This window comes from Klebsiella sp. K5-45 (assembly GCF_030128605.1).
Lineage (GTDB): Bacteria > Pseudomonadota > Gammaproteobacteria > Enterobacterales > Enterobacteriaceae > Klebsiella > Klebsiella quasipneumoniae.
In genome coordinates this window covers 606,373-625,330 of sequence record NZ_JAKUZW010000001.1, presented here as the reverse complement: position 1 = coordinate 625,330, position 18,958 = coordinate 606,373, and the positions used below count along the sequence as shown (strand labels likewise).

The following is an 18,958-nucleotide window of genomic DNA, read 5'->3' as shown; positions in this document are numbered from 1 at the left end:
GCGGATCGCTCGGGTTAGGCGCTCGCGCCACGACCCGGGTTGTTCCCGCCCCCCTTAAGGAGATACCTATGGTTACCGCATTAATCACCGTCGCCGCCATCGCCTGGCTTACCCAAATGGCCTTTGGCGGCTGGCAGATCCGCCGTTTCAATCGCGCTTTCGACAGCCTGTGCCAGCAGGGTCGGGTGGGGGTCGGCCGCTCCGCCGGACGCTTTCAACCGCGCGCCATCGTCGCTATCGCCGTTGATGATGACAACCGCATTTGCGACACGCTGCTGATGAAAGGCTTCACCATTTTCGCCCGTCCGCAAAAAATCCCCGCGCTGGACGGCAAACATATCGCGGAATTGCAGCCTGATGTGATCTTTCCCCATGATCCGCGCTGTCAGAATGCACTATCATTAGCGCTTAATCCGAAACATGGATAATTTCGTTGTAAAAGTAAATATCTTGCGAAATTATCACTTCGAAACTTAAACGCAGGATAGACGCCTATGAAACCACGTCAGCGCCAGGCAGCCATTCTCGAGTTCCTGCAGTCGCAGGGAAAATGCTCGGTCGAAGAGCTGGCGCAACATTTCGATACGACCGGCACCACCATCCGTAAGGATCTGGTCACGCTGGAAAACGCCGGCACCGTCATTCGCACCTACGGTGGCGTGGTACTCAACAAGGATGAAGCCGATCCGCCGATCGATCATAAGACGTTGATCAACACCCATAAGAAAGCGCGCATCGCCGAAGCGGCGGTGCGTTTTATTCATGATGGCGACTCCCTCATCCTCGATGCCGGCAGCACGGTGCTGCAGATGGTCCCACTGCTCAGCCGCTTCAATAACATCACGGTGATGACCAACAGCCTGCATATCGTCAATGCCCTTGCCGAACTGGATAATGAACAGACTATCCTGATGCCCGGCGGCACCTTCCGCAAAAAATCGGCCTCCTTTCACGGCCAGCTGGCGGAAAACGCTTTCGAACAGTTCAGTTTCGACAAGCTGTTTATGGGCACCGACGGCATCGATCTGAACGCCGGCGTCACCACCTTCAATGAGGTGTATACCGTCAGCAAGGCGATGTGCAACGCCGCCCGCGAAGTGATCCTGATGGCCGACTCGTCAAAGTTTGGCCGTAAAAGCCCCAATATTGTCTGCGGCCTGGAGCGCGTGGATAAACTGATTACCGATGCCGATATTGACCCTGCATTCCAGCGGGCGCTGGAAGCCAAAGGCATAGAAGTCATCATTACTGGAGAACATCATGAGTAACTTTTTGTTAGAGGCCGGACGCCAAACCCTGATGCTGGAGCTACAGGAGGCGAGCCGCCTGCCGGAACGCCTGGGCGATGACTTCATCCGCGCGGCGGAGACCATCATCCACTGCGAGGGCAAACTGATTGTCTCCGGTATCGGGAAATCCGGTCATATCGGCAAAAAGCTGGCGGCGACCTTCGCCAGCACCGGCACTCCGGCCTTTTTCGTCCACCCGGCGGAAGCCCTGCACGGCGATCTCGGCATGCTCGACGGTCGCGATGTGATGCTGTTTATCTCCTACTCCGGCAGCGCGAAAGAGCTGGATCTGATCGTGCCGCGGCTGGAGGAAAAAGGGATACCCCTGCTGGCGATGACCGGCAAATCCACCTCGCCGCTGGCGCTGGCGGCGAAAGCAGTGCTGGATATCGCCGTGGAGCGCGAAGCCTGTCCGATGCATCTGGCACCGACCTCCAGCACCGTCAACACCCTGATGCTCGGCGACGCGCTGGCGATGGCGGTGATGCAAGCCCGCGGCTTCAGTGAAGAGGATTTCGCTCGCTCCCATCCGGCGGGGGCTCTCGGCGCGCGTCTGCTGAACAAAGTGCATCATCTGATGCGCCGCGACGACGAAGTGCCGCGCGTCGGTACAGACGCCAACGTCATGGACGCGATGCTCGAGCTGAGCCGCACCGGGCTCGGCCTGGTGGCGGTCTGCGATGAGGCCAACCGCGTGCAGGGCGTCTTCACCGACGGCGACCTGCGCCGCTGGCTGGTGGGCGGCGGCACCTTAAACGACGGCGTCACGCAGGCGATGACCCGCAACGGCGTGACGCTGCAGGCGGAGAGCCGCGCGGTGGAAGCCAAAGAGCGGCTGATGAAACATAAAATCAGCGCCGCGCCGGTCGTGGATGAAAACGGCCTGCTGGTCGGCGCCATCAACCTGCAGAACATTTACCAGGCCGGGATCCTTTAAGCCCCAGACGTTTCGCCAGCCGGTGCAGGTTGGCGACGTCCAGTTCCAGCGCGCGGGCGGTCGCCGCCCAGTTGCCCTGATGCGCCGCCAGCGTGCGGGAAATCGCCTCGCGCTGGAAGTTATCCGTGGCTTCGCGCAGATTGACGTTGCCCATCGCCGGCGCCGCTGCCATCTCCTCGGTCGGCAACGTCGGCGCAGCCGCTGTAAACTGGAAATGCTGCGGCTCCAGTACTACGTCATCGCCAGCCTGGGTAGCCCGCGCCAGCACCACCGCCCGGTGAATGGCATGCTCCAGTTCGCGCACGTTGCCCGGCCACGACCACTGCTGCAGCCTGTTACGCGTTGCCTCACTTAAAATTACCCGCGCCAGCCCCATCCGCAGGCGGCACTGCTCGCAAAAATAGCCTGCCAGCAGCACCACGTCATTTTCCCGCTCGCGCAGCGCCGGAACCGACAGCGGGAAAACGCTCAGCCGGTGATAGAGATCGGCGCGAAAGCGCCCTTCCACCACCTCCTGGCGCAGATCGCGGTTGGTCGCCGCCAGCACCCGCACATCGACCCGCAGGCTGCGGTCATCGCCGACACGCTGAATATCGCCATACTGCAGGACGCGCAGCAGCTTCGCCTGCAGCGCCAGCGACAGTTCGCCGATTTCGTCGAGGAACAGCGTGCCGTTATCGGCCATCTCAAATTTGCCGCTGCGGTTGCTGATAGCCCCGGTAAACGCCCCTTTCACGTGACCGAACAGCTCGCTCTCCGCCACGCTCTCCGGCAGCGCCGCGCAGTTGAGGTACACCAGCGGGTTAGCCGCCCGCGGCGAACCCTGATGCACCGCCTTCGCCACCAGCTCTTTGCCGGTCCCCGTTTCGCCGCTGATCAGCACGTTTAAATCCGAGGCAGCGACAATCTCGATCTCTTTTTTCAGCTGCAGCATCGGCGCCGACAGGCCGATGAGCTCCTGGCGCTCCGGCTGCGGGTAATTCACCACCTGCGGCGGCAGGACGTTTTGCGCTTCAAGGCGGGCGATAAGCAGCGCGTTATTCAGCGCCCCGGCCACCAGGGCGGCGATCAGCCGCAGCTCTTCATCGCTGAAGCTGTCGAAGCGGTCGGCATCCATACCGTCAAGGGTCAGTGCGCCGATCAGCGTTTGCCCGGCAAACAGCGGCAGCCCCACGCAGGCGTGAACCTTGAGGCTCTCCTGGCCGGGGATCAGGCCGTCATAGGGGTCCGGCAGGTCGCTGTCCGCCGGGAAGCGCACCACATCGCCGGCGCGGGCGATCGCCTCCAGCCGCGGATGCCCATCCAGCGCAAAGCGCCGGCCAAGCACATCCTGCGCCAGGCCATCGATCGCCAGCGGCACAAACTGATGGGCCTCATAGCGCAGCAGCGCCGAGGCGTCGCAGCCCAGGATCTGCCGCAGGGTGGCGATCAGGCGCGAAAAGCGGTCGACGTGACCGATATCGCTTTGTAAATCAATGGCGATTCTCGCCAGCGCCTCAACGGAAAAACTCATCATCGCTCCATTGTCATTTTGACAACCTTAATAGTCATATCGACTATTTTAATCATTGTCATTTTGACAGCAACGAAAATCATGAAAATTTAAAAATTCTTTTTATTCAATACTTTAAAAAACTGGCACGCAACTTGTAATACGCCAGGCAACTGAGTTTAAACACACTGTATTGATTGAGGTTGCTATGTCTATTGTGGTGAAAAATAACATTCTTTGGGTTGGCCAACGTGACTGGGAAGTGCGTGATTTCCACGGCACCGAATATAAAACGCTGCGCGGCAGCAGCTATAACAGCTATCTCATCCGCGAAGAGAAAAACGTGCTGATCGATACCGTCGATCATAAATTCAGCCGCGAGTTCGTGCAGAACCTGCGCCGCGAAATCGACCTCGCCGACCTCGACTACATCGTTATTAACCACGCCGAAGAGGACCACGCCGGCGCGTTGACTGAGCTGATGATGCAGATCCCGGATACGCCGATCTACTGCACCGCCAACGCCATCGACTCCATCAACGGTCATCACCACCATCCGGAGTGGAACTTCCACGTGGTGAAAACTGGCGACACTCTCGATATCGGCAACGGTAAGCAGCTGATCTTCGTCGAAACGCCAATGCTGCACTGGCCGGACAGCATGATGACCTACCTGACCGGCGACGCGGTGCTGTTCAGCAATGACGCCTTCGGGCAGCACTACTGCGACGAACATCTGTTCAACGATGAAGTGGACCAGAGTGAACTGTACGAACAGTGCCAGCGCTACTACGCCAACATCCTGACGCCCTTCAGCCGCCTGGTGACGCCGAAAATTAACGAAATCCTCGGCTTCAATCTGCCGGTAGCGATGATTGCCACCTCCCACGGCGTGGTCTGGCGCGATAACCCGACGCAAATCGTCGAGAAATACCTCGAATGGGCGGCGGATTATCAGGAAGATCGCATCACGATTTTCTACGACACCATGTCCAACAACACCCGCATGATGGCGGACGCCATTGCCCAGGGGATCACTGAGGTCGACCCACGGGTGGCGGTGAAAATCTTTAACGTCGCCCGCAGCGACAAAAACGACATCCTCACCAATGTTTTCCGCTCGAAGGGCGTGCTGGTGGGCACCTCTACCATGAACAACGTGATGATGCCGAAAATCGCCGGGCTGGTGGAAGAGATGACCGGGCTGCGTTTTCGCAACAAACGCGCCAGCGCCTTTGGCTCCCACGGCTGGAGCGGCGGCGCGGTAGACCGCCTGTCCACCCGCCTGCAGGATGCCGGGTTTGAGATGTCCCTGAGCCTGAAAGCCAAATGGCGCCCGGATATCGACGCGCTCGAACTGTGCCGCCAACACGGTCGCGACATCGCCCGCCAGTGGGCCCTCTCCCCGCTGCCGGTTGCTGAAGCGACAGTCACGCCGGAACAACAGGACTGCGCCTGTGCCGCCGCCACGGCCGCCGATCTCGGTCCCATGATGCAGTGCAGCGTCTGCCAGTGGGTGTATGACCCGGCGAAAGGCGAACCTAACCAGGATGTCCAGCCGGGTACGCCCTGGAGTGAAGTGCCGGACAATTTCCTTTGTCCTGAGTGTTCTCTTGGCAAAGATGTCTTTGACGTCCTGGCGATGGAGGCAAAATGAGTGATGGTATCGTCATCATCGGCTCGGGCTTCGCGGCCCGCCAGCTGGTGAAAAATATTCGTAAGCAGGATGCCGAAATCCCGCTGACCCTCATCGCCGCCGATAGCATGGATGAGTACAACAAGCCCGATCTCAGCCACGTCATCAGCCGCGGACAGCACGCCGACGATCTCACCCTGCAAAGCGCCAGCGAGTTCGCCGAGCAGTACAATCTGCGCCTGTTTCCCCATACCTGGGTGAACGATGTCGACGCTGAAAACCATCGGGTGAAAAGCCTGGATAAGCAGTGGCGCTACGACAAACTGGTGCTGGCCACCGGCGCCACGCCGTTTATCCCCCCGGTGCCGGGCCGCGAGCTGATGCTGACGCTGAACAGCCAGCGCGAATATGGCGCCGCGCAGAGCCAGCTCCGCGACGCCAGGCGGGTGCTGATCGTCGGCGGCGGCCTGATTGGCTGCGAGCTGGCAATGGATTTCTGTCGCGCCGGTAAAGCGGTAACGGTGGTTGATAACGCCGCCAGCGTACTGGCGGCGCTGATGCCGCCGGAGGTCAGCAGCCGTCTGCAGCATCGCCTCACCGGGATGGGCGTCCATCTGATGTTAAAAACGCAGCTGGAAGGGCTTGAGCATACCGCCGACGGCATCCGCGTTAGCCTCGATCGCCAGCGCGTGATAACCGTCGATGCAGTGGTGGCCGCCGCCGGCCTGCGCCCGGAAACCTCGCTGGCGCGCCACGCCGGATTGCAGATTAACCGCGGCGTGGTGGTCAATAGCCAGCTGCAAACCAGCGACCCGGCGATTTACGCCCTCGGCGACTGTGCGGAAATCAACGGTACGGTACTGCCGTTCCTGCAGCCGATTTTACTCAGCGCCATGTGCCTGAGTAAAAACCTGCTGGCGCAGACGGGAGAACTGAAACTGCCGCCGATGCTGGTGAAGGTGAAGACCCCGGATCTGCCGCTGCATCTGGCCGGCGATACCCGTCGCGAGGATCTGACGTGGAACATCGTGGCCGCCAAAGAGGGGCTGGTGGCGAAAGGGCTGGATGGTGAGAAGCAGCTGCGCGCCTTTGTGGTCAGCGAAGACAAGATGAAAGACGCCTTTGCCCTGCTCAAACAGCTGGTGAGTTGATGACCTTCCAGGCAGCCCTGTTGCGCCGTTAGTTTGCCGGGTGGCGCTACGCTTACCCGGCCTACAGGATCCACTCACAGGCTCACACCCCGTAGGCCCGTGCAAGCGCAGCGCCGCCGGGCAAGATATCAGGCACGGTATCCTTGATTTCGCCGGGTGGCGGCTGCACCTTACCCGGCCTACAGCCCCAAATCACCGCTGGCGCTGGGGTCGCTGAAACTGCCGGTGCTGACGGCCTCAAAATCGCTGAGACGTTCCCGGAAGGCCGGGGCAGCCCGCATGGATGCGGGCTGAGGGCCGTGTTTTGCACGGACGCTGCCTCGGCCCGACCCGAAGCCTGCAGGGATAAGTCGAAGGGACCGCGCAGCGGCGATTTTGCTGGCCGGAGCCCGGGGGTACAGGGGGCGGCGGCGACTGGCCGCCCCCTGTGCGCTCCCTGCGCCATGAAAGACATAACGCAGAAGATTAACCGGGAGCGCAATGTACGCTGAAGTTACAGGCGACAGACGCTGTTGCCGGAGTGACAAAGTGGCATTCCGATAACCGTATCTGCAATACACGCAGCGCCGCCGGGCAAGCATTGATTACCTCCCACGCAGCCCTGTTGCGCGGTTATTTTGCCGGGTGGCGCTACGCTTACCCGGCCTACGGATGTAACCCGTAAGCTCAAACATTGTAGGCCCGCGCAAGCGCAGCGCCGCCGGGCAAGCGTTGATTACCTCCCACGCAGCCTGTTGCGCGGTAATTTCGCCGGCCGGCGCTACGCTTACCCGGCCTGCAGACACCGCCCGTAAGTACATAAGGGCAGAATAATTAACCGGGAGCGCAGGTTCGGTTAACACTTAATACGTTGTTTCTGTCTGAGCCAACTCCTGCAGCACCTGCAGAATGTTGGCCGCGGCGGCGGTCCCCATTTTCACGTAAGAGGCATCGCTAACGCCGCCCACATGCGGAGAGAGAATGACATTATCGATCGCCTGCCAGATATGCGGCGTGGTTAATGGTTCACTATTAAAGCTGTCAAGCGCCGCCCAGCGCAAGGTCCCCGCTTTTAATGCCGCGGCCAGCGCCGCATCGTCAATCAACCCGCCGCGCGCGGTATTCACCAGGATGGCGCCCGGCTTACACTGCGCCAGCGTGGCGGCATTGATCATTCCCCTGTTTTGTTGCGTCAAAGGGCAATGAAGCGACAGCACATCGGCCTGCATGAGCAGCTCGCTAAGTTCAGCAACACGTTCACATTCCGGCGGAACCGCTTTCGCATAGGGATCGTAAGCCAGAACCTTCATGCCAAAGGCACAGGCAATCTTCGCCACCCGGCTGCCAATGGCGCCGAGGCCGATGAGTCCCAGCGTTCTGCCCTCAAGCTCAAGCGATTTATGCGTTGATTTATCCCAGTGCCCTTCGCGCAGGCGGCGATCAAGCGGAATGACCGACTTAGCACAGGCCAGAATTAACGCCCAGGTGTGTTCGGAAACCGCGGCGGCATTCGCCCCGGTCGCCGCGCGAACCAGAATGCCGCGTGCGGCAGCCGCCTCAACGTCAATGACATCGATGCCGCTGCCATGTTTGGCAATCACCTTCAATGCAGGGGCGGCATCCATAACGGCGGCAGTGATGTGGCCATAGCGCACCAGGATGGCGACGGGATTGTGCTGCTGGCACAGCGCGATCAGCTGGGCCTCTGTAGGCTGGCGGCCGGCAAAGACAAGTTCGTAATCTTCCAGCATCCCCAGCGCCGCGTCAGCCAAATCGCTGCCGGTAATCAGTATGACATTTTTAGCGCTCATGGCAGTGTCTCCCCTTCGCTCAGCATCCCCGCCTGACGCAGAGCGCTCTCCAGCCAGTGCGGACGAAGGTCGCCGTCGCGGATAGCAACCAGACGTTTTGATTCCATTTCCAGTTTACCTTTCGCCAGCTCGATGATAGTGCGGACTTCATCGCGCGGGATAACAACCACGCCGTCAATATCCCCTACCACTAAGTCACCTGCCTGCACCGCGGCGCCACCGACCGAAATGGCATGATTGACCCGGCCAGGAATGAACTTGGTGGGGCCGCACGGATTCAGGCCGGCTGCGAAAACCGGAAAGCGTTGTTTACTTAAGGTTTCCGCATCACGAACAGCGCCATCGATGACGATCCCGGCGATACCGCTGGCCTGCGCCTGCGTTGCCATGATCTCTCCCAGCAGCGCGCAGGAGAGATCGCCCTTCCCGTCGATGACCAGCACGTCGCCAGGTTTGGCGACGGCCATTGCGGCGTGAATAGCCAGATTATCCCCTGGGCGTACCTCTACGGTAATCGCCGGCCCGGCAACCGTCATATGCGGCGCCAGCGGCTTGATGCGGCCATGTAATGTGCCACGGCGTCCGGCTACGTCAGCCAGGATGGCGGCCTGAAATTCGGCAGCCTGACGGACCTCTTCCGCGTCAACACGCGCAATATCAAGATTGATGAGTTTCTGTTGTGAAGCAGGCATGGTGACTCTCCATTTGTTTTACTAGGTACAACTTGTGTGTACTATATAAAACAACTATACGAGCATTGCGTCGCTTTTCGCCAGTGTTGCGAAGTTGTTTGTGATGTAAACACGAAGTTACTCACAAAATTCAGGTACAATTTTGGTCGGCAAAAAGGAGAACATGATGGGGAATGAAGGCGTAATTGCCGTTGAAAAGGCGCTGGCTTTACTTGACTGCTTCCGTCCCGGTAATGACAGTCTGACGTTAACCGAGCTGGCCCAGCTTTCGGGATATCACAAAACAACCGTTTATCGCCTGATGAATTCGCTTGAGCGAATGAACTACATCATCCGGCACGACGATGGCACCTATACGCTCGGCCACCGTTTGCTCTATCTCGGCAAGCTCTATGAGCAATCATTTGAACTTGCCAGAGTCGTACAGCCGGAATTGCAGGCGCTGTCGCAGGCCTCCAGCGAAAGCGCAAGCTGGTATGTGATTGAGGGTGGGCAACGCCTGTGCCTGTTCCGCGCCGAAGCCTCCCAGGGATTACGCCACAGCAACCTGCCCGGCAGCCAGTTCCCGCTGGATGGTTCCGCTATCAGCAAGGTTTTACGCCACTGGGGATTGGGTGAATCGTTGCCGGAAGACGAGTCGACGCTGCCGTTCTATACCTCCGGCGCGCGCGACCCGCACACTGCGGCCTTCGCAATGCCTGTTTTTGGCGTCCACGATAAACTGATCGCGGCGCTGGCCCTGACCGGGCCGGCATCGCGTCTGACGGAAGATCGTAAAACGAGCGGCATCAGCCAGCTCATGCAGGAGACGGCCAACCGCCTGTCGCTCAAGCTAGGGGCCAGCAAGCCTTTCTGCGAAACGTTTTACGGTGTGAAAGAGTAAGCTTTGCTGAGAAGGCGGGAAAAATCCCGCCTTTGCTTATTAATGGGTCACCTGTTTTTCCTGTCTGGCAGACTGCGAGTAACGGCGCCCCATCGCCAGCACCGCAATGCCGCCTGCCAGACACAAGACGGCCAGCGGCAGCATCGCCAGCGTATAGCTTCCTGTCCGTTCGCTAATAATGCCATAGGCATTCACCATCACCGCGCCGCCAATCAGGTTGGCGATCGCGCCGATGGCCGCCAGCCCGGCGGCAGCTGACGTGCTGCTCATCCAGCCCGATGCCAGCGCCCAGAAGGGGCCCTTCGCCGCATATGCGCCAATCAGTATGGTACTGAGGATCATAATGGTGGCCGGCAGCGATAGATTGATAAATGCCGCGAACACGCCAGCCGCAATCATAAAGAGGGCAAGGGCCGTGTGCCAGCGGCGTTCATTATTCCGGTCCGAACTGCGTCCCCATACAATCATCAGCACCGAGGCCAGGCCATAGGGGATGGCATTCAGCAGCCCGGTGGTCAGGTTATCAAGATGGAACGACTTCAGCAGCTGTGGAGACCAGACGCTTAGCGTGGTGCCGGCAGAAGAAGCGCCAGCGTAAATCAGCGCCATAAGCCAGATCTGGCGATGCTTCAACAGTTGCCATGTCGTGGTGTGGCCGATCTGTGTCTGCTGTTGCCGCTCTGCCTGAAGGGTGTTTTCCAGCCACGTTTTTTGCCGCTCGGTTAACCAGCCAGCCTGGTGAGGGCGGTCGCGCAGAATAAAAAACGCGGCTATTCCCAGCAGTACCGCCGGCAGCCCTTCAATAATGAATAACAGATGCCAGCCACGCAGCCCTAACCAGCCATCCAGGGTCAGGATCAACCCTGAAAGCGGTGAACCGATAAAGTTAGCCAGCGGAATGGCCACCATAAAAGAGGCAATGATGCGCGCACGGTAGCGCGACGGGATCCACCAGGTAAGATAGAGCACCACGCCCGGGAAGAAACCCGCTTCGGCGGCGCCCAGTAAAAAACGGACGATATACAGTGAGGTGGTATTTTGCACCAGCGCCATACACATCGATACCACTCCCCAGCTAATCATAATGCGCGGCAGCCACAAGCGTGCGCCCACCTTCTGCATCGCCAGATTGCTGGGTACTTCAAAAATAAAGTAGGCGACAAAATACAAACTGCTGGCGAAACCAAAAGCCGCCTTACTTAGCCCCAGATCCTCATTCATCTGCAGCGCAGCCATACCTATATTGCCCCGGTCAATAATCGACACCAGGTAGCTCACCACCAGGAACGGAAGGATGCGCCAGATAACCCGCCGCATGGTCTCTTTTTCCAGCGCGTCGTTATCGTTCGCGCGGTTCGGTAATTGATCGGTCATGGTTTCCTCGCAGGGTTTCATTATGTTTATCAGGAAAACGATGTAGAGATGAAATACGTTACTTCAGCTTGATGCCTCTGGTTTCCGGCGCTCGCCACACCACCAGCATCGCCGCAAGGAAAGCAACCACGGTCGTCGCCAGTCCCGCGGTGAAACCGCCGGCATTGGCGACAGCGCCAATCAGTAGCGGCGCAATAAATCCGCCCAGACGGCCTCCGTTATAGGCGAGCCCCATCAGGAAGCCCCGGGAAGAGGTGTCCCCGATGATTTCCGCCAGGAAGGGTCCGGAGCCCGCAAAAATACCGTTAACCCCGAAACCGGCCATGAAAATCGCCACCATCAGAATGATGGGTTGAGTGGCCACAAGGTAAAGCGCGACGGCAATGGCGCCCGTTAACAGATAAATCAGGAACATTGGACGGCGTCCCCACTTATCCGCCAGCACCGAAAACACCAGAAACCCCGCGATGGCCCCAGCCTGCAGCGCAAGTACAAATTTCAGACTGTGCAGAAAATCCAGGTGTTTGACTTCTCGCAGATAGGTGGGTGTCCAGGTAAATACGCCCCAGAACAGATACTGAATAAAAAAGATAAAGACAAAGGCCAGCAGCAGACCTCGCAGATTGTGTTTCCCCAGCTTCGCGGCAGGTTGACTACTCGTCGCCTTCGCCTGTTGACGAGCAAGCCAAACCTGCGATTCCGGTGTGAACCAGGCCACCACGCTCATAATGAACACCGGCAGCGCGCCGATCATAAACAGATAGCGCCATGCCCCCTGCTCCAGGCCGCCATTAACCGAGCTGACGATTGCCGTCAGGCTGATGGCCAGAATCGCGCCAACGGGCAACCCCATTTGCATCAGCGCGCCGCCGCGCGCGCGCCGCTCTGGCCGCCAGGTTTCCGCAATCAGCGCCGCGCCCGATGTCCACATTCCGCCCATACCCAGCGCGCCGCAAAAACGTAACAGCGCGAAATGTTGTTGATCGTGCGTAAAGGCTAACAGGCCGGAAAAGAGTGAATAGATGGCGATACAGGTCAGCGCCGTTTTTACACGGCCAATTTTGTCGGCGATAAAACCAAACAGGATCCCGCCAATAATCTGCCCCCCGGCCGTGACGCTGATAAACAGCCCAAGCTCGGTTTTATTAATACCGAACACCACGCCCAGTACTGGCAACAGCAATGAAAGCAGAAAGGAGTCATAGCTTTCAAATGTCCAGCCAAGGCCGCCCAGCGCCAGCGTCCGCCTCTCAGCAACGCGCTGTGGCAATGTGTCAGGCGTCGCTTTAGTCGCAGTAAATTGATTCAGCTCGCTTTTACTGGTCATTGATCTTCTCCACAGAGGTTAACCGATAACAGGTTGCGGCAGTGCGCCAGAACAACTGCGCCTGTTCGCCAGGGGACATCTGTTGCGCCAGGCGTTTGCAGGCGTTCCAGAAAACGCCGTAGCTGAACATGCCTTTATCGACCGGAAAGTTGCTGGCGAACATGCAGCGTTCCGCACCGAAAAGCGAAACGATGGTCTCAAACCACGGTTGCCAGGCCTGTGCCAGCATTTGCGAATCCGGCGGTGTTTCTGCCGCTGCGAAGGGAAATCCCCTGACCGTCATACCAAATCCGCTAATTTTTACGCATACGTTCGGCAGTTCCGCCAGATGTCGCATACTGTTTCGCCACTGCTGAAACATGTCTGGATCCCGTTCTGAATAGGGTCCAACGCCGACTGGCCCGCCACAGTGATCGAGCACAATCTGAAGCGTTGGTATGTGCCGCGCCAGCTCGGCAATTTCATCCAGTTGCGTGTGGTAAACCCACACATCAAGCGACAATCCATTTTTCGCAAGGCAGAGAGCGCCCCGATGGAACGGATCGCTCAGCGCCAGTCCTGGCGGTGGCGTAACCGGGCTGGACGTGACCCGCGGATCGGGATGCCAGGCCAACGGATTGCGCATCCCACGCAGCCGCCCGCCGGATAACGCTATCGCGCTCTCGATGGCAGGCTGCATCGCATCGCCCGCCAGCAAGCTAAGGCCGCCGATGACGGCTTCGCATCCGAGCGCGTTTGCATAATGTCCGCTGGCGAACATCGCGGCGATACCGCTGGCAAACTCGATTTCACCAAGCGGTTTAAGCGTCTCCGGCCCGTCGCGACGCAACATGGAGCGGCATTGCACGTAGACCGATGAGACAACGCGATGCCCTGAGGTCTGGATATCGTCGCTGAACTCATGGGTGAGATAGCGGCCGGTTTGCCGATCCCAAAGATGATGATGCGCATCAATGATGGGCAGCTCGGGTTGTAATGGCGCTTCACGATGTAACGCAAGCCACTCGTTTCTGACCGCAAGGTGCGGCGCGGTAACGATCTCCATGAATACCTCGTTTTGTTTTACCCTGTACAACAGTGTTTTATTTTACAAAACTACTATAACGAGGCTGCCGTGTTTTTATCCAGTTAACGAATGGTTTAAATGATGTAAATAAGAGGTGAATCACAGATGCTGCGGGTCGTTAAAACGAAGAGAAATGAAGATTTGATAAAAATAATAATTTTTCAATGAGTTAAATAAGTGAGCTGATTAACGTAGAGCGATGGTTCGTGACGACCGGTGGGAACCTGCGCAGAGAAGCGCCGCCAGAGAGTGATGATCGCCCGGCTTAGCGCAGCGCAAGCCGGGAAAATGCTGAACCTAACGCGCCAGATTATCGTAGCCGCGCCAGCGATAATTGAGCACCGACAGCGCCCAACAGGCGACAAACAGCCCGACCACCACAAACCCGGCGTCGCCGAGGTTGTCGTTTAACGCCCCTACCCAGCGCCATATTCCGCCGCTGAGCGCAAACTTATCCATCAGCAGACCCAGCGCTTCCAGGCCGCCGATAAACAGCGCCACCACCACCGAAGTGCCGGTGATGGTCATGTTGTAGTAAAGCTTGCGCTGCGGCTTGCTGAACGCCCAGCCGTAGGCGCCGACCATCAGCACGTTATCGAGGGTGTCCACCAGCGCCATGCCGCTGGCGAACAGCGCCGGGAAGACCATAATCGACCAGACGGAAATCCCGCTCGACGCGCCGGCGGCGGAGATGCCCAGCACGCCGATTTCGGTGGCGGTATCAAACCCGAGGCCGAACAGGAAACCGACCAGGTACATCTGCCAGCTACGGCTGACCAGACGAAAGGTTTTGCCAAACAGCCAGCTCATCACCCCGCCGCCGCTGACGATCTCGTCGCTCAACGGCTCACCCCGCTTCCACGCCCGAAAGCTACGCCAGACGCTGCGCAATATCACCAGGTTGATAAAGGCCATCGCCAGCAGAAACAGCGCCGACACAGCGGTGCCGATGACGCTACCGGTGTCGTGCAGCCAGTTCATCTGCGCGCTGAAGGCCGTGGCGGTAGCGGCAATCGCTGCCGAGGCCAGCACCACAATCGACGAGTGGCCCAGCGAGAACCAGGCCCCGACGGCGAAGGGCCGCCGCCCCTGCTGCATCATCTTGCGGGTGACGTTATCAATCGCCGCGATATGATCGGCGTCCACTGCGTGGCGCAGGCCGTAGCCCCAGGCCAGCAGGCTGGCGGCCATTAGCGCGCCGCTGTCGCCAAAGGCCTGCAGCGCCCAGCACCAGGCCAGTAAGTTCGCCGCGATCAACCCCAACACCAGGCCCGCGGCGCGCGGCTGCTGGCGTAAAACTGTCATTATCATTGTTGTGTTCCTTGAGCCTGAACGCGAGCGGCGGCGATCACCGCCTGACCATAGGCGATTGCGCCGTCGCCGGCCGGCAACTGCTGCGCAAACAGCAGAGTAAAATCCGCCAGATAAAAGGTCAATCGCGCCGCCAGCAGACGGTTATGCAGCACCCCACCGCTGCAGACAATCGTGTCGATGCCGCGGGCAGTCGCACAGTCGCGGGCCATCGCCGCCAGTCCGCTGGCCAGGGCGTCATGAAATGCCCAGGCTTTTTGCGCCGGGCTCGCCTGCCAGCGCAGCCACTGTCGCCAGAAGGTGGCCAGGTCCAGCGCATTGCCGCGCCACGGCAGCGTGACCGGATGGCTGACGCCGGGGCAGCTGGCGGCCAGCGCCTCCAGCCGACAGGCCGCCTCCCCCTCATAGCTCAGGCTCTCCGGGGCGCAGTCCAGCGCGCAGGCGACGGCATCAAACAGCCGTCCGCAGGACGAGGCGCGCGGCGCGTTAATACCGCGGTCGATGGCCTGCGCCAGCAGCGGCCAGTTGCGCTGGCGCAGCGTACCGGTCTGCGGGTAATCCTGCCAGTCAGGGACAAAAGCCAGGCACTGAGCCAGCAGATTACGCCACGGCTGACGCGCCGCCAGGTCGCCGCCCGGCAGGGCGACAGCCGGCAGCCCGCCGAGATGTTCGCACTGGCGATAGTTAACCCGCAGGCACTCCCCTCCCCATAGCGCGCCGTTCTCCCCCATGCCGATTCCGTCGAGGATCAGGGCGATAACGTCTCCGCCGTCGAGCGGCCAGCGGTGCTCTGCCAGGCACGCCGCAGCGTGAGCATGGTGATGCAGCACGGTCTCCACCGGCAGCGGCAGAGCCGCTCCCCACTGCGTCGATCGATAGCCAGGATGGGCGTCAACCACCACCCGCTGCGGCGCAAAGGCGAAGATGTTCTGCATCAGCTGCAGCGCGCTGCGCCACTGCTGCTCGACGCCCTCCTCGCCAAGATCGCCGAAGTGCTGGCTGAGAACCGCTTCGCCCCCGCGCGCCAGGCAGAAGGTGTTTTTCATGTCCGCGCCCAGCGCCAGCAGCGGCGGCACCTTGTCCAGACCCGGCGGCAGCGGCAGCGCATCCGGGACATAGCCCCGGGCGCGGCGCAGCATTTCTCCGCTCGAGCGCACCAGAGAATCATCCAGCCGCTGCACGATGTCGCGGTTATGGAGCAAAAAGCCGTCGGCGATGTCGGCTAAGTCGTTGAGTGCTTCAGTATTACTTAACGCCGGCGGGCGGCCGCTAAGGTTGCCGGAGGTCATCACGATAGGGCGCGCCAGCGCCTGCAGAAGCAAATGCTGCAGCGGATTAGACGGCAGCATCACCCCAACTTCCGCAAGCCCTGGCGCAATCTCGTCGCACAGGCCGGAGACCTGCGCTTTGCTAATCAGTACGATGGGCGCCGCCGGGGAGTCCATCAGCGCCACGGCGTCGGCAGGTAACCCCGCCGCAGAGGGCAGCATCACCGCCAGCGGTTTCGCCGGACGGTGTTTCCTCGCCCGCAGCGTGGCAACAGCAGCGGGGTTGCCGGCGTCGCAGGCCAGATGAAAGCCGCCGACGCCTTTTATCGCCACGATGTCGCCCGCCGCCAGCCGGGCGATAGCCGCCTGCAGCGCCGCCTCACCGCGCCGCACTTCACCCTGGGCCCGCCACTCCAGCCGCGGCCCGCAGTCGGGGCAGGCCACCGGCTGGGCGTGAAAGCGGCGATCGGCGGGATCGCGGTATTCCGCCTCGCAGGGCGGACAGAGCGGAAACGGCGCCATCGCGGTAAGAGGCCGGTCGTAAGGCATGGCACGAATGATGGTCAACCGCGGCCCGCAGTGGGTGCAGTTGATAAAGGGGTAGCGATAGCGGCGCGCCCGGGGATTATTCATCTCCGCGAGGCACGCCGGGCAGGTCGCGGCATCGGGCACGATCTGGGTGCGCATCCGCCCCGCCCCGCTCTCACGGATGGTGAAGCCCTGCGGCGGAGCCGCCCAGCGATAAGGGGCGCAGTCGGCGCTGTCGACCCGCGCCAGCGGCGGGCAGTGGGCAGCGAGGGCGGCAGTAAAACCGTCATCGCCCCCGGCCAGCCGCACCAGAACGCCCTCGCCGTCGTTACAGACATCGCCGCAGCGAGCCTGCCTCTGAGCCAGCTGCCAGACAAAGGGGCGGAACCCCACCCCCTGCACCTTACCGCGAATGCGGATTTGCACCCCGTTCATGCCAGAGGTTACCAGGCCAGCGCCGTGCGGCGACGTTTCTCTTGGTTCATCTGCTCCAGCTTGTTGCGGTCTACGCAGACCAGGGCGTGCGTCGGGCAGACCTCCATGCAGGCCGGGCCGCTGTCGCGGTGGAAGCAGAGATCGCACTTGTTGGCTTCGGCTTTTTCCGCCACGACGTTCAGTCCGGCGCCGCTATGGCGGATCACCGGCCGCACCACTACCTCCATCGCCCCGTACGGGCAGGCGACGACGCAGGTTTTGCAACCGATGCAGCGCTCCTGCATCACGTGAACAAAGCCTTTATCGCGACTGATAGCGCCGTTCGGGCAGACGTTGGCGCAGGGAGCGTCCTCACACTGACGGCAGGCGGTGGCCGTGGAGACATTGACCCCTTTTATCACATGAATACGCGGCTGAAAGGTGTGCGGCGTCAGGGAGGCGCAGTCCTGATGTTCCTGATGGGACACCACGCAGGCCACTTCGCAAGTGCGACAGCCGATGCATTTGCTCGCATCGGCGATAATGAAACGGTTCATCCATTTCTCCAGCAGTAAGAGGGTTAGGCGCCGGAGTATGCATAATACGTTCCAATTTTTATATTATTGATAATAAATAGATTTTAATCGGTGATGCGCTGTCATCGTCAGTAGTGACGATGACAGCTGACGACGTCAGGCGCAGGGACCCGCCACCAGCGACTCACGCTCGATCAGCGCCCCTGGGAAGCTCTGCTGAACATTGAATTCCCCGCCATCGAGCATAAATATCAGGCGATTAATGCTCTCTTTAATCATCTCCGTCACCGGCACCCGGACGCTGGCGAGCGACGGCACCATGTACGGCGCCAGCACAATATCGTCAAACCCCACCACCGAGACCTGCTCCGGCACCTTAATGCCCAGCTGGTGAAGCTGCTTCATCGCCCCGATGGCCATATCGTCATTGCTTGCCACCAGCGCGCTGTAGGTCACCCCGCGCTGACGCAGGCTCTCCACTGCCGCCGCGCCGGTTTCCGGCGTCCAGCGCCCTTCGGCAATGAGCGCCTCGTTCAGGGTAATGCCGTGGCCAGCCAACGCGTCTTTGTAGCCGGCAAGACGCTCAACGCCGGTGGGCGAGTCAAGGGAGCCGGTAATAAAAGCGATATCGCGGTGGCCCAGGGCAATCAGCCGCTCCACCACCCGCATCGCCGACGCTTTTTGATCGGACCAGACGCAGTGGCTGGCGTGGCGGCGCAGGCGGCGGTTAAGCACCATGATCGGCTGCGAGTGGTTCTCAACGATCTCATCCATCTCGTCGACAGTGAGAAAACGCGGGTAGATGATGATCGCATCGCAGCGCAGATCCAGCAGGTACTGGATCGCCTCCCGCTCCTCTTGCGCGCTGTGCTTGCCATCCGCGAGGATCAGCTGCCGCCCCTTGTCCTCGGTCATCCGCGCCACCTGATACAGCAGCTCGCTGAAATAGACGCCGTGGTACAGGGTATTGGTCACCACCAGGCCGAGGGTTTGCGTGGTTTTGGTCGCCAGGTTGCGCGCCAGCAGATTCGGTCGGTAGCCGCTCTCCGCCACCGCCTTAAACACCCGGTCTTTGGTCTCCTGGCTGACATAGCCGTTGCCCGACAGCACCCGCGACACGGTCGCCTTCGATACCCCCGCGCGCTTAGCGACCTCCAGCATCGTTGCCATGTGATTCTTCCTGTTGCAAAAGTTGCAGGCAGTGTACTGCACGTTTCCCGCTTTTACAGCACTCCCCTGCTCACCGCGACGATTAGCGATCAAA

16 protein-coding genes are annotated in these 18,958 nt (G+C 60.1%); 6 read left to right on the top strand and 10 right to left on the bottom strand.

Features of this window, described 5'->3' with window-relative positions:
* Window positions 1-68 precede the first annotated feature (68 nt).
* The 3 genes from gutM (at window position 69) to gutQ (ending at window position 2,226) form a co-directional block, all read left to right on the top strand.
* Window positions 69-428, top strand: coding sequence for a transcriptional regulator GutM (gutM, locus tag MKS11_RS03130; RefSeq protein ID WP_048325461.1), 360 nt, complete (start codon window positions 69-71; stop codon window positions 426-428).
* A 66-nt stretch (window positions 429-494) separates the two neighbouring features.
* Window positions 495-1,268 (top strand): DNA-binding transcriptional repressor, encoded by a 774-nt coding sequence (locus tag MKS11_RS03125; protein ID WP_004205671.1) that lies wholly within the window; start codon window positions 495-497, stop codon window positions 1,266-1,268.
* A complete protein-coding gene (gene gutQ / locus MKS11_RS03120) occupies window positions 1,261-2,226 on the top strand; it encodes an arabinose-5-phosphate isomerase GutQ (protein WP_048295428.1) in 966 nt (321 codons plus the stop codon). Before MKS11_RS03125 ends, gutQ begins: the two co-directional genes overlap by 8 nt.
* Here gutQ and norR read toward each other — a convergent pair.
* Window positions 2,189-3,739, bottom strand: a complete 1,551-nt coding sequence (gene norR, locus MKS11_RS03115; protein WP_048295430.1) for a nitric oxide reductase transcriptional regulator NorR — start codon at window positions 3,737-3,739, stop codon at window positions 2,189-2,191. The genes gutQ and norR overlap by 38 nt on opposite strands.
* Window positions 3,740-3,926: 187 nt before the next feature.
* Here norR and norV point away from each other — a divergent pair, with 187 nt between their 5' ends.
* Window positions 3,927-5,375, top strand: a complete 1,449-nt coding sequence (gene norV / locus MKS11_RS03110) for an anaerobic nitric oxide reductase flavorubredoxin (protein ID WP_017901376.1) — start codon at window positions 3,927-3,929, stop codon at window positions 5,373-5,375.
* Entirely contained in the window at window positions 5,372-6,505 is a 1,134-nt protein-coding gene (gene norW / locus MKS11_RS03105; RefSeq protein ID WP_043521285.1) for an NADH:flavorubredoxin reductase NorW, read from the top strand. Before norV ends, norW begins: the two co-directional genes overlap by 4 nt.
* Window positions 6,506-7,347: 842 nt before the next feature.
* On the opposite strand, the gene MKS11_RS03100 is transcribed toward norW, so the two are convergent.
* Together MKS11_RS03100 and MKS11_RS03095 are read right to left on the bottom strand one after the other, a co-directional pair.
* Window positions 7,348-8,295 (bottom strand): hydroxyacid dehydrogenase, encoded by a 948-nt coding sequence (locus MKS11_RS03100; RefSeq protein WP_004205666.1) that lies wholly within the window; start codon window positions 8,293-8,295, stop codon window positions 7,348-7,350.
* Window positions 8,292-8,987, bottom strand: coding sequence for a hypothetical protein (locus tag MKS11_RS03095; RefSeq protein ID WP_004205665.1), 696 nt, complete (start codon window positions 8,985-8,987; stop codon window positions 8,292-8,294). The genes MKS11_RS03100 and MKS11_RS03095 overlap by 4 nt, the downstream gene beginning before the upstream one ends.
* 166 nt (window positions 8,988-9,153) lie before the next feature.
* On the opposite strand from MKS11_RS03095, the gene MKS11_RS03090 reads away from it, so the two are divergent.
* Complete coding sequence (locus tag MKS11_RS03090) at window positions 9,154-9,870, top strand: IclR family transcriptional regulator (protein ID WP_048325482.1); 717 nt, start codon at window positions 9,154-9,156, stop codon at window positions 9,868-9,870.
* 39 nt (window positions 9,871-9,909) lie between these two features.
* Here MKS11_RS03090 and MKS11_RS03085 read toward each other — a convergent pair whose 3' ends face one another.
* The 7 genes from MKS11_RS03085 to MKS11_RS03055 all read right to left on the bottom strand — a co-directional run bounded on the left by MKS11_RS03085 (window position 9,910) and on the right by MKS11_RS03055 (window position 18,864).
* Window positions 9,910-11,244, bottom strand: coding sequence for an MFS transporter (locus tag MKS11_RS03085; protein WP_049092178.1), 1,335 nt, complete (start codon window positions 11,242-11,244; stop codon window positions 9,910-9,912).
* A gap of 58 nt (window positions 11,245-11,302) precedes the next feature.
* Window positions 11,303-12,571, bottom strand: coding sequence for an MFS transporter (locus tag MKS11_RS03080; RefSeq protein WP_004205662.1), 1,269 nt, complete (start codon window positions 12,569-12,571; stop codon window positions 11,303-11,305).
* Window positions 12,561-13,616: an amidohydrolase gene (locus MKS11_RS03075; protein WP_053810030.1), complete on the bottom strand. Its 1,056-nt coding sequence runs from the start codon at window positions 13,614-13,616 to the stop codon at window positions 12,561-12,563. Before MKS11_RS03075 ends, MKS11_RS03080 begins: the two co-directional genes overlap by 11 nt.
* Window positions 13,617-13,934: 318 nt before the next feature.
* The gene (locus tag MKS11_RS03070) at window positions 13,935-14,948 is read right to left on the bottom strand and encodes a HoxN/HupN/NixA family nickel/cobalt transporter (RefSeq protein WP_017899641.1); all 1,014 of its coding nucleotides are present in this window, start codon (window positions 14,946-14,948) and stop codon (window positions 13,935-13,937) included.
* On the bottom strand, window positions 14,945-17,179 hold the full coding sequence (gene hypF, locus MKS11_RS03065; protein WP_101865468.1) for a carbamoyltransferase HypF: 2,235 nt from the start codon (window positions 17,177-17,179) through the stop codon (window positions 14,945-14,947). The genes MKS11_RS03070 and hypF overlap by 4 nt, the downstream gene beginning before the upstream one ends.
* A gap of 8 nt (window positions 17,180-17,187) precedes the next feature.
* Window positions 17,188-17,715 (bottom strand): electron transport protein HydN, encoded by a 528-nt coding sequence (gene hydN, locus MKS11_RS03060; protein ID WP_004205658.1) that lies wholly within the window; start codon window positions 17,713-17,715, stop codon window positions 17,188-17,190.
* A gap of 135 nt (window positions 17,716-17,850) precedes the next feature.
* Window positions 17,851-18,864, bottom strand: coding sequence for a LacI family DNA-binding transcriptional regulator (locus tag MKS11_RS03055; RefSeq protein ID WP_017899639.1), 1,014 nt, complete (start codon window positions 18,862-18,864; stop codon window positions 17,851-17,853).
* Between the last annotated feature and the right edge of the window lie 94 nt (window positions 18,865-18,958).